We start from the raw sequence: 11,571 nt of genomic DNA on the forward strand, positions 1-11,571 counted from the left end.
AGCCCCGTCCGAACCGCCGCCCAACGCCGCGCCCGCGCGCAGGCCCGCCCATGACCGCCGTCCCGTCCCTGCAGGCCGTGATCCCCGCCGAGGCCGCCGGCCGCCGCCTGGATGCGGTGCTGGCCGAGCTGTTCCCCGCCTATTCGCGCTCGCGCCTGTCCGCCTGGATCAAGTCCGGCGACGTGCGGGTGGACGGCGCGCCCGCGCGCCCGCGCGACCCCGTGCGCGGCGGCGAGACGGTGGCGCTGGCCGTGGTCGAGGACGTGCAGACCCACGCCGTGGCCGAGGACATCCCGCTCGCCGTGCTGTATGAGGACGAACACCTGTTCGTGCTGGACAAGCCGGCCGGGCTGGTGGTGCATCCCGGCGCGGGCAACCCGGCCGGCACCCTGGTGAACGCGCTGCTGCACCGCGACCCCGGCCTCGACAAGCTGCCGCGCGCCGGCATCGTCCACCGCCTGGACAAGGACACCAGCGGAGTGATGGTGGTGGCACGCACCCTGCCGGCACAGACCGCGCTGGTCGCGCAGCTGTCCGCGCGCGAGGTGCACCGGCAGTACCTGGCGATCGTGGTCGGGGCGCTGGTGTCCGGCGGTACCGCCGCCGCGCCGATCGACCGCCACCCGCGCGACCGCCTGCGCATGGCCGTGCGCGAGGATGGCAAGGACGCCGTCACCCACTACCGCCTGCGCGAGCGCTTCCGCGCCCATACCGCGCTGGAATGCCGGCTGGAGACCGGGCGCACCCACCAGATCCGGGTGCACATGGCACACCTGAAGCATCCGATCGTGGGCGACCCGCTGTACGGCGGCTCGCTGAAGCTGCCGAAGGGGGCCTCCGACGCGCTGATCGCGGCGCTGCGCGGCTTCAAGCGGCAGGCCCTGCACGCCGAGGTGCTGGAGTTCGCGCACCCGGTCACCGGCGCGCCGGTGCGCTGCGAAGCGCCGGCGCCGGAGGACATGCAGTCGCTGATGCGCCTGCTGCGCGAGGACGCCGCCGCCCACGCCGAGGCGGAGCGGGCGCGGCGATGAGTGCGTTCCTGCGCGCCGACTGGCCGGCGCCGCCCGGCGTGCACGCGCTGACCACGCTCCGCCACGGCCTGGGGGTGTCGGCGCCGCCGTTCGACAGCTTCAACCTCGGTGCCCGCTGCGGCGATGCGCCGGAGGCGGTGGCCGAGAACCGCCGCCAGCTGGAAGCGGCCTTGCCGTTGCCGGCCGCGCCGCGCTGGCTGCGCCAGGTGCATGGCGTGGCCGTGACCGTCGAACCCGCGCAGGACGAGCCCGAGGCCGATGCCGCGGTCAGCGCGACCCCGGGCCGGGTGCTTGCCATCCTCACCGCCGACTGCCTGCCGGTGGTGCTGGCGGCGAAGGACGGCTCGGAGATCGCCGCCGCCCACGCCGGCTGGCGCGGCCTGGCGGCCGGCGTGCTGGAGGCGACGGTGGCGGCGATGCGCACCCCGCCCGCGGGCCTCATCGCCTGGCTGGGGCCGGCGGCGGGGCCGCAGGCCTACGAGATCGGCGCGGAGGTGCGCGCGGCGTTCGTCGAGCGCGATCCCGGCGCCGCCGCGGCCTTCGTGGCGACCCGGCCCGGGCACTGGCGGGTGGATCTGTACGCGCTGGCGCGGCGGCGGCTGGCCGCGGCCGGGCTGGCGACCGATGCGCTCCACGGCGGCGGGCTGTGCACCATTTCCGATCCGGCGCGCTTCTATTCGCACCGCCGCGACGGGCGCAGCGGGCGCATGGCCACCCTGGCCTGGATCGCGCCCGGCGCGGGCGTCGGCTAGGGTCCGGGCTCGGACCCGGGCGCGGCCAGCGGCTGCGCGCGCGGCAGCCGCGCCAGGCGGTGGATCAGCACCGCGGCGCGGGTGGCCTGGCGCGGCAGCGAGTCCAGCTCCACGTACTCGCCGTCGGCATGGCTGTTGCCGCCGGCGAGCCCAAGCCCGACCAGGCCGTCCACCCACGGCGCGACGAAGCTGATGTCGCCGGCGCCGCGCGCCAGCGGATCGACCTCGCCCATCGGCGGCAGCCCGAGGTCGTGGTTGACCGCGTTCAACAGCGCCAGCAGGGCGCGGTTGCCGGCGGTCGGCGCCATCGGCGGGTAGTGCTCCGCGAACTCCAGCCGGGCGCGGGTGCGCGGCAGGTGGCGCGCCACGATCGCCTGCATCTTCGCGGCCACGCGCCGGGTCTGCTCCGCGCTCAGGGTGCGGACATCGCCGCGTGCCAGCGCCACCGCCGGCACGATGTTGTCCTTGCCGCTGGCGCGCAGGCGGGCCTGGTCGGGGCCGTCGAACGCGACCTGCTCGCCGGCGGCCAGCAGGCCGACGCTGAAGGTCAGGTTCGGCTCCGGCAGTTCGCGCCGGAACTCGTCCAGGATGCGTGCCAGCTCGAACCCGGCGCCGGCGCCGACCGCCGCCGAGAAGATCCCGGAGCTGTGCGCCGCCTCGCCCTCCACCTGCAACGTCCAGGTATTGGAGGAGCGCCGCGCGACCGCGCCCATGTCGCGCCCGTCCACCCGCGAGAGGTTCTCGAAGTCCAGCGCCACGTCCGCCTGGCGCCCGGCCGCGACCAGCGCCGCGCGCGCCTGCGCCACCGGCTGGCCGACCTCCTCCTCGTCGCCGGTCAGCACCACCGTGACGTCGGCCCCGGCCAGGGCCCCGGCCTGCTGGAGCGCCTGCAGGGCCAGCACCATCACCGCGATCCCGCCCTTGTCGTCGCCGACCCCGGGGCCGATCGCGCGCCCGCCCTCGATGCGGAACCCGCGGAATGGGTGCTCGGGTTCGAACACCGTGTCCAAGTGCCCGATCAGTAGGATGCGCTTGCCGCGGCCGTCGCCGCGGTGGGTGGCGACCAGGTGCCCGGCGCGCCCGGTCTCCGGGGTCGGGATCCAGCGCACCGCAAAGCCCAGCGCCTGCAGCCGCGGGCGCACCAGCGCCGCCACCGCCTCCACCCCGGCCGGGTTGAAGGTGCCGCTGTTCTGCTCGACCAGGGTGCGCAGCCAGTCCACCGTCGCCGGCGCGCCGGCCTGCACCGCGGCGGCGATCCGCGCCTCGGTCGGATCGGCCGCGTGTGCCGCAGGTGCCGCGGCCCCCGCGGCGAGGGCACAGGCGAGCAGCAGGGCGGGCAGGCGGGCGGGGCGCGGCATCGCTGGCTCCGGATGGGCGGGCTGGCGCCGACCATACCGCAGCCCACCGGCCGCCGCCGGCTTGACTTGAATCACGCCGCGGCAACCGCATCTGGCGCACATTGGCCACGGGGTGGCCCCACAGAACAGGATCTTCCGACCATGCGCATGGACAAACTCACCTCGCGCTTCCAGCAGGCGCTCAGCGACGCGCAGTCGCTGGCCGTGGGGCGCGACCACAGCATCATCGAACCGGTGCACCTGCTGCTGGCGCTGCTCGACCAGCAAGGCGGCGGCACCCGCCCGCTGCTGGCGCAGGCCGGCGTCAACGTCCCGGTGCTGCGCGAGCGCCTGGCCGAGGCGCTGGAGCGCCTGCCCAAGGTCAGCGGCCAGGCCGGCAACGTGCAGGTCGGCAACGATCTCGCGCGCCTGCTCAACGTGACCGACAAGCTGGCCCAGCAGCGCGGCGATGCCTACATCGCCAGCGAGCTGTTCCTGCTGGCGGCGTTGGAGGACGGCGGCGAGGCCGGGCGCGCGCTCAAGGCCGCGGGCGCGCAGCGGCAGAGGCTGGAGGCGGCGATCGACAAACTGCGGGGAGGCGAGAAAGTGACCGACGAGAACGCCGAGGATGCGCGCCAGGCGCTGGAGAAATACACCATCGACCTCACTGCCCGCGCCGAGTCCGGCAAGCTGGATCCGGTGATCGGCCGCGACGAGGAGATCCGCCGCACCGTGCAGGTGCTGCAGCGGCGCACCAAGAACAACCCGGTGCTGATCGGCGAGCCCGGCGTCGGCAAGACCGCGATCGTGGAGGGGCTGGCCCAGCGGATCGTCAACGGCGAGGTGCCGGAAGGCCTGCGCGGCAAGCGCCTGCTCGCGCTCGACATGGGCGCGCTGATCGCCGGCGCCAAGTTCCGCGGCGAGTTCGAGGAGCGCCTGAAGGCGGTGCTGAACGACCTGGCCAAGAACGAGGGCCAGATCATCCTGTTCATCGACGAGCTGCACACCATGGTCGGCGCCGGCAAGGCCGAGGGCGCGATGGACGCCGGCAACATGCTCAAGCCGGCGCTGGCGCGCGGCGAGCTGCACTGCATCGGTGCCACCACCCTGGATGAGTACCGCAAGTACATCGAGAAGGACGCCGCGCTCGAGCGCCGCTTCCAGAAGGTGTTCGTGGGCGAGCCCTCGGTGGAGGACACCATCGCCATCCTGCGCGGGTTGAAGGAGAAGTACGCGGTCCACCACGGGGTGGAGATCACCGACCCGGCGATCGTGGCCGCGGCCACCCTGTCGCACCGCTACATCCCCGACCGCCAGCTGCCGGACAAGGCGATCGACCTGATGGACGAGGCCGCCAGCCGCATCCGCATGGAGATCGACTCCAAGCCGGAGGAGCTCGACCGCAAGGAGCGCCGGCTGATCCAGCTCAAGATCCAGCGCGAGGCGCTGAAGAAGGAGAAGGACGAGGCCAGCCGCCAGCGCCTGGCCGACCTCGAGAAGGAGATCGACGCGCTCGAACGCGAGTACGCCGACCTCGAGGAGATCTGGAAGGCCGAGAAGGCGACCCTGCAGGGCGCGACCAAGATCAAGGAGCAGATCGAGCAGGCCAAGCTAGAGCTGGAGGCCGCGCAGCGGCGCCAGGACTACGCCCGCATGAGCGAGATCCAGTACGGCCGCATCCCCGAGCTGGAGAAGCAGCTCAAGGCCGCGCAGGAGGCCGAGCAGAAGGGCTTCCGCCTGCTCCAGGACAAGGTCACCGCCGAGGAGATCGCCGAGGTGGTCAGCCGCTGGACCGGCATCCCGGTCAGCAAGATGCTGGAGGGCGAGCGCGAGAAGCTGCTGAAGATGGAGCAGGCGCTGCACGCCCGCGTGGTCGGCCAGGACGAGGCGATCCGGGTGGTGTCCGACGCGGTGCGGCGCTCGCGCGCCGGGCTGTCCGACCCCAACCGCCCCAGCGGCTCATTCCTGTTCCTCGGCCCCACCGGCGTCGGCAAGACCGAGCTGTGCAAGGCGCTGGCCGAGTTCCTGTTCGACAGCAGCGATGCGATGGTGCGCATCGACATGAGCGAGTTCATGGAGAAGCACGCGGTCAGCCGCCTGATCGGCGCGCCCCCGGGCTACGTCGGCTACGAGGAGGGCGGTTACCTGACCGAGGCGGTGCGCCGCCGGCCGTACAGCGTGATCCTGCTGGACGAGGTGGAGAAGGCGCACCCGGACGTGTTCAACATCCTGCTGCAGGTGCTGGACGACGGCCGCCTGACCGACGGCCAGGGGCGCACGGTGGACTTCCGCAACACCGTGATCGTGATGACCTCCAACCTCGGCAGCCAGATGATCCAGGAGCTGGCCGGGGACGACTCGCCGGAGGGCTACACCAAGATGAAGGCGGCGGTGATGGGCGTGGTGCAGGCGCACTTCCGCCCGGAGTTCATCAACCGGCTCGACGACATCGTCGTGTTCCATCCGCTGGACAAGGCGCAGATCAAGCAGATCGCGCGCATCCAGCTGGCCGGGCTAGAGAAGCGCCTGGCCGAGCGCGGGCTGCGGATCGAGCTGTCCGACCGCGCCTACGAGCTGCTGGGCAACGTCGGCTTCGACCCGGTGTACGGCGCGCGCCCGCTCAAGCGCGCGATCCAGCAGCAGATCGAGAACCCGCTGGCGCAGGAGATCCTGGCCGGCCGCTACGTGAGCGGCGACGTGGTCAAGGTCGACGCCGAGGGCGGCAAGCTGGTGTTCGCCGCCGGCTGAGCGCGGCCGGCGCCGGCGCCCACGCGCCGGCGCCGGGCCCGGCATCCGCACATGCCCGATCGTCATGTCCGGGGCGCCCGCGCGCGCGCCGGGCGGCGCTATCGTGGGGGCCCGTCCGCGCGCCGAGACCGCTGCCATGCCCGACCATCCCGACTGGAAGCCGGAGACCCTCGCGGTGCACGCCGGCTACCGCCCCGACCCGACCACCCACGCGGTCGCGGTGCCGATCTACCAGACCGTGGCGTTCGCCTTCGACAGCGCGCAGCACGCGGCCGACCTGTTCGACCTCAAGGTGCCGGGCAACATCTACACCCGGATCATGAATCCGACCACCGATGTGCTGGAACAGCGCCTGGCCGCGCTCGAGGGCGGCATCGCCGCGCTGGCGCTGGCCTCGGGGCAGGCGGCGATCACCTACGCGATCCAGACCATCGCCGAGGCCGGCGACAACATCGTCTCCGCCAGCGCGCTATATGGCGGCACCTACAACCTGTTCGCCCACACCCTGCCGCAGTTCGGCATCCAGGTGCGCTTCGCCGACCACCGCGATCCGGCCGGCTTCGCGCGCCTGATCGACGCGCGTACCAAGGCGGTGTTCGTCGAATCCGTCGGCAACCCGCTCGGCAACGTGACCGACATCGCCGCGATCGCCGGGGTAGCGCACGCGCACGGGGTGCCGCTGATCGTCGACAACACCGTGCCCTCGCCCTACCTGCTGCGCCCGATCGATTTCGGCGCCGACATCGTGGTGCACTCGCTGACCAAGTACCTCGGCGGGCACGGCACCAGCCTGGGCGGGGCGATCGTGGACGCTGGCCGCTTCCCGTGGGCCGAGCATCCGGCCCGCTTCCCGCGCCTGAACACGCCGGACGTGAGCTACCACGGGGTGGTGTTCACCGAGGCGCTCGGCCCGGCCGCCTATATCGGGCGCGCGCGCACGGTGCCGCTGCGCAACACCGGCGCGGCGCTGTCGCCGTTCAATGCGTTCCTGATCCTGCAGGGGATCGAGACCCTGGCCCTGCGCATGCAGCGCATCAGCGACAACGCGCTGGCGGTCGCGCAGCACCTGCAGCGGCATCCGCAGGTGGCCTGGGTGCGCTACGCCGGCCTGCCCGACCACCCCGACCACGCGCTGGCGCGCCGCTACCTGGCGCGCGGGGCGTCCGGCCTGCTGACCTTCGGCCTGCCCGGCGGGCGCGCCGCGGGCGCGCGCTTCCTCGACGCCCTGCAGCTGTTCACCCGCCTGGTCAACATCGGCGACGTGCGCTCGCTGGCCACCCATCCGGCCTCGACCACCCACCGCCAGCTGTCCGCGGAGGAACTGGCCGCGGCCGGGGTGGGCGAGGACACCGTGCGCCTGTGCATCGGCATCGAGCACGTGGACGACCTGCTGGCCGACCTCGACCAGGCGCTCGCCGCCGCGGCCTGAGCCTCACCCGGGCGCCACGCGCGGGCGGCGGTAGGGCGGGGTGGCCAGCACCATGTCCGCCAGCGAGTGCGCCAGCTCGCGCTCGGCCAGCACCGCGGCGTCCGCGCCCTGGGCCAGCAGGTGCTGCACCTCGGCCTCGCCGTGCGCGCGCGCCAGCACGCTGAGCGCCGGGTTGGCCGCCTTCAGGCGCGCCACGACCTCGCCCGCCTCGAGCGCGTTCGGGACCGCCAGGATGGCCAGGTGCGCGCGCTGCGGCTGCGCCTCCTGCAGCACGCGCGGGTCGGCGGCGTTGCCGTGCACCGCGGCCAGCCCTTGTGCGCGTGCGAGCGCGGCGCGGTCGCGGTCGGCCTCGACCAGCACCAGCGGCACCCCGCGCGCATGCAGCAGCCCAGCCAGATGGCTGCCGATCCGGCCGTAGCCGACCAGGATCACGTGCCCGGCGAGGTCGCCCGGCACCCCCGCGGCATCCGCGCCCTGGCCGGCGCCGCGCCGCTGCGCCCACGCGAACAGCAGCGGGTTGAGCAGGATCGACAGCAGGGCGCCGGCCAGCACCAGGTCGCGCCCCTCGGTTGGCAGCAGCCCGAGCGCGACGCCGAGCCCGGCCAGGATGAAGGAGAACTCGCCGATCTGCGCCAGGCTGGCGGCGATCGTGCGCGCGGTCGCCTCCGGCCGGCCGAACGCGCGCACGATCGCCCATGCCGCCAGCGACTTGCCGAGCACGATGATCAGCAGCGTGGCCAGCACGTGCAGCGGGTGCGCGAGCAGGATCCGCGGGTCGAAAAGCATCCCGACCGAGACGAAGAACAGCACCGCGAAGGCGTCGCGCATCGGCAGCGAGTCCGCGGCCGCCTTGTGGCTGAGCGCGGATTCGTTGAGCAGCATGCCGGCGAAGAACGCGCCCAGCGCGAAGCTCACCCCGAATAGCAGGGCCGCGCCGAACGCCACCCCGAGCGCGATCGCCAGCACCGCCAGGGTGAACAGCTCGCGCGAGCCGAGCGCGGCCACCTCCGCCAGCAGGCGCGGGATCAGGCGGCGCCCGACCACCAGCATGACGGCCACGAACGCCGCGACCTTGAGCAGGGTGACGGCGAGCGCGGCGGCGATCCCGGCGGGCCCCGCGCCGCCGCCCCCGAGCCCGGCCGCGAGCGCCGGCAGCAGGACCAGCGCCAGCACCATCGCCAGGTCCTCCACGATCAGCCAGCCGACCGCGACCCGGCCCTGGCCGGTGTCGAGCAGGCGCCGGTCCTCCAGCGTGCGCAGCAGGACCACCGTGCTCGCCACCGACAGCGCCAGCCCGAACACCAGCCCGGCGGCGTGGGTCCAGCCCAGCCCGTAGTGGGCCAGCGCCCAGCCCATCGCGGTGGCCACCGCGATCTGCGCCAGCGCGCCCGGCACCGCGATCGCGCGCACCGCCAGCAGGTCGCGCGGCGCGAAGTGCAGCCCGACCCCGAACATCAGCAGGATCACGCCGACCTCCGCCAGTTGCGGGGCGAGGGTCTGGTCGGCCACGAACCCGGGCGTGAACGGCCCGACCAGCACCCCGGCCAGCAGGTAGCCGACCAGCGGCGGCAGCCGCAGCCTGCGCGCCACCAGTCCCAGCGCGAAGGCGGCGACGAAGCCGATGCAGAGCAGCGCGATCAGCGAGGTCGAGTGCGGCATGCAGGCTCCCCCGGACTGCGCCGATCATCGCATGCCGCAAACGCCGCGACCCCGCTGGAGCGGGGTCGCGGACGGGCCGGCGGGCCGGCTTCAGTGCAGGCGCGGGCTCACCACTGATAGCCGATACGGCCGTAGTAGTAGGCGCCGTTGAAGCCGAACGGGCTCTGGGTCGGCCACGGCAGCTGCCCGGAATTGCTGTTGGCCGGGATCACCCGGTCCGGGTAGGTGTCGAACAGGTTGTCCGCGCCCAGTGTCAGCTCCCAGCCGCCATGGCGCCAGGCCACGCTGACGTCGGTCAGCCACTTCGCGCCGAAGGTCTGGTCCAGCGCCGGGTTGGCGTTGCGGATGGTGAACTGGCCGTAGCGGCTGACCATCGCGTTGATGCGCCAGGCGTCCAGGCTCCAGGTGCCGCCGAGCTGGAACTTGTCGCGCGGGGCGCCGACCTCGAACCGCGCCAGCTCGACCCGGCCGATGCGCAGCGCATTGGGGTCGATTGCGGTCAGCTTCGGCGGGTTGGGTGCGACCCGGTCGATCTTGGTCTTGTTGTAGTTATAGCCGAGGGTCCAGTCGATGCGACCGGCGCTGGCCAGCTGCCAGGCGTAGGTGGCGACCACGTCGATGCCGGTGGTGGTGGTGTCCAGCGCGTTGGTGAAGTAGCGCCCGCCGCCGACCGCGGGGAAGCCGTTGGCGTTCAGGTAGTTGCGCACGGCCGCACTGGTCAGGTTCTCGGACAGGGTGATGCGGTCGGTGATCTTGATCCGGTAGGCATCGGCGGTGAGGTACAGCCCGTCGGCCGGGGTCAGCACCAGGCCGAGGCTCAGGTTGCGCGACTTCTCGGGCTTGAGCGGCTCGGCCCCGAGCGCGATGCCGGCCGGGTTGGTCACCCGGAAGGTGACGATGTCGTAGGGGATGCCGCCGATGAAGTTGGTCGAGGTGGTCTGGTAGTACTGCTGCTGCAGCGACGGCGCATGGAAGCCGGTGCTGGCGGTCGCGCGCAGCGCCACCGCGTCGCTGAAGGCGTAGCGCGCGCTCAGCTTGCCGGTGGTGGTGCTGCCGAAGTCGCTGTACTTCTCGTAGCGCGCCGCGGCACCGGCGGAGAAGTGCTCGCTCAAATCGCCCTCCAGGCCGACGTAGAGCGAGGTGCTGTGGCGGTCGAAGCTGCCGCTGTCGCTGGGGCGGAAACCCGGGAAGACCTGCGACCCGGAGGGCGTGGGCTGGCCGTTGAGCAGCACGCCGCCGTTGATGTAGGAGGCCGGTTCGCCGGCGCCGATCTCGTATTTCTCGCCGCGCCATTCCACGCCGTAAGAAAGCGTGGCCGGGTAGCGCAGGCCCAGCTCCAGCGGGGTGCTGAGGTCGAGGTTCAGCACGTGCTGGCGGTACTTGAGGATGCCGGCGTAGAACTGGGTCGGCGAGGCCGTGCCCATGCTGCGGTTGAGCGAGTCCTTGATGTCGAAGCGCAGGTCGTTGAAGCCGTAGGTGTAGCTGGCGTCGAACTGGGTCGCCCCGATCGAGGAGCGCATCCCCATCACGAACTGGTAATCGTTGCTGGTGTTGAAGATCTTGGGGAGGAAGCCGTTCGGGTAGATCGACGGGATGTTGCGGGAGTCGCCGGCGGCGCGGAAGAAGCCGTTGGAGAGCGTCTCGCGGTGGGTGTAGATGGCGTAGGAATAGAAGGTCAGGTAGTCGGTCTCATCCTGCTGCCAGTTGTAGACCAGCGAGCGGTTGTCGATCTCCGGGTCGCCCAGGCGCTGCACCACCTGGCCGACCGGCGGCGAGGTCGCTGTCTGCGGGCCGCCGTAGGGGCCGGCGCGGTTGGTCTGGTCCTGGTGGCCGAACTGCGCGGCCAGGTGCAGCTTGCCGTGCTCGCCCAGGCGCAGCCCGGCGTCGGCCATCACCTGGTACTTGCCGCCGTCGCCCTCCTTGTACTTGCCGTAGGTCGCGCCGACGCTGCCGCCGTGGTCGGCGCCCTTGAGCACGATGTTGATCACGCCGGCGATCGCGTCCGAGCCGTACTGCGCGGAGGCGCCGTCGCGCAGCACCTCGACCCGCTCGATCGCGGCGATCGGGATGCTGTTGAGGTCGGCCGGCGAGGAGCTGCGGCCCTGGCTGCCGTTGACGTTGACCAGCGCGCCCAGGTGGTAGCGCTTGCCGTTGACCAGCACCAGCACGTGGTCCGGGGCCAGACCGCGCAGCTGCGCCGGGCGCATGGCGTCGGTGCCGTCGTTGATCGCGGCGCGCGGGAAGTTGAGCGAGGGCAGGGCGCGCGAGAGCGCGGTGGCCAGCTCGGTGGTGCCGGTCGCCTCCAGTGCCTCCGGGGTGATGATGTCGATCGGCGACTGCGACTCGGCCACCGTGCGGTCGGTGACGCGGGTCCCGGTCACGATCAGGGTGTCGAGGGTCTTGGCGCGGTCCTTGGGCGCGGTCTCCTGCGCGAACGCGGCGGGCGCCGCGGCGAGGGCGAGGGTGATGGCGAAGGCGATGCGGGTCGGTCGGACGGTCATGGTGGATTCCCCGGATGGTTGCAGCGGCAATCGTTTTTGTGCACTGCGTCACCCGGAATTAGCCCGAACGGCACTGGCGTGTCAACCGTTTCTTAACGAATCGATCGGATGCGC

At 72.6% G+C, this 11,571-nt stretch carries 7 protein-coding genes; 4 read left to right on the forward strand and 3 right to left on the reverse strand.

The window, feature by feature from the left end:
- The first annotated feature begins 50 nt into the window (after positions 1 to 50).
- A complete protein-coding gene (gene rluD, locus ML340_RS05585) occupies positions 51 to 1,031 on the forward strand; it encodes a 23S rRNA pseudouridine(1911/1915/1917) synthase RluD (RefSeq protein ID WP_240097542.1) in 981 nt (326 codons plus the stop codon).
- Positions 1,028 to 1,783 (forward strand): peptidoglycan editing factor PgeF, encoded by a 756-nt coding sequence (gene pgeF, locus ML340_RS05590; protein ID WP_240097544.1) that lies wholly within the window; start codon positions 1,028 to 1,030, stop codon positions 1,781 to 1,783. Before rluD ends, pgeF begins: the two co-directional genes overlap by 4 nt.
- On the opposite strand, the gene ML340_RS05595 is transcribed toward pgeF, so the two are convergent.
- Complete coding sequence (locus ML340_RS05595; protein WP_240097546.1) at positions 1,780 to 3,141, reverse strand: M20/M25/M40 family metallo-hydrolase; 1,362 nt, start codon at positions 3,139 to 3,141, stop codon at positions 1,780 to 1,782. The two genes, pgeF and ML340_RS05595, sit on opposite strands and share 4 nt — an antisense overlap.
- Positions 3,142 to 3,282: 141 nt before the next feature.
- Between ML340_RS05595 and clpB the strand changes: the two genes are divergently transcribed.
- Together clpB and ML340_RS05605 are read left to right on the forward strand one after the other, a co-directional pair.
- Positions 3,283 to 5,868: an ATP-dependent chaperone ClpB gene (gene clpB / locus ML340_RS05600; RefSeq protein WP_240097548.1), complete on the forward strand. Its 2,586-nt coding sequence runs from the start codon at positions 3,283 to 3,285 to the stop codon at positions 5,866 to 5,868.
- A 136-nt stretch (positions 5,869 to 6,004) separates the two neighbouring features.
- Positions 6,005 to 7,297, forward strand: coding sequence for an O-acetylhomoserine aminocarboxypropyltransferase/cysteine synthase family protein (locus ML340_RS05605; protein WP_240097550.1), 1,293 nt, complete (start codon positions 6,005 to 6,007; stop codon positions 7,295 to 7,297).
- Between the two features lie 3 nt (positions 7,298 to 7,300).
- Here ML340_RS05605 and ML340_RS05610 read toward each other — a convergent pair whose 3' ends face one another.
- Together ML340_RS05610 and ML340_RS05615 are read right to left on the reverse strand one after the other, a co-directional pair.
- Positions 7,301 to 8,956, reverse strand: a complete 1,656-nt coding sequence (locus tag ML340_RS05610) for a cation:proton antiporter domain-containing protein (RefSeq protein WP_240097552.1) — start codon at positions 8,954 to 8,956, stop codon at positions 7,301 to 7,303.
- 107 nt (positions 8,957 to 9,063) lie between these two features.
- Complete coding sequence (locus tag ML340_RS05615; RefSeq protein WP_240097554.1) at positions 9,064 to 11,457, reverse strand: TonB-dependent receptor; 2,394 nt, start codon at positions 11,455 to 11,457, stop codon at positions 9,064 to 9,066.
- Positions 11,458 to 11,571: the final 114 nt, after the last annotated feature.

The organism is Thermomonas flagellata (assembly GCF_022419185.1).
In the GTDB taxonomy this organism is placed as follows: Bacteria; Pseudomonadota; Gammaproteobacteria; order Xanthomonadales; family Xanthomonadaceae; genus Thermomonas; species Thermomonas flagellata.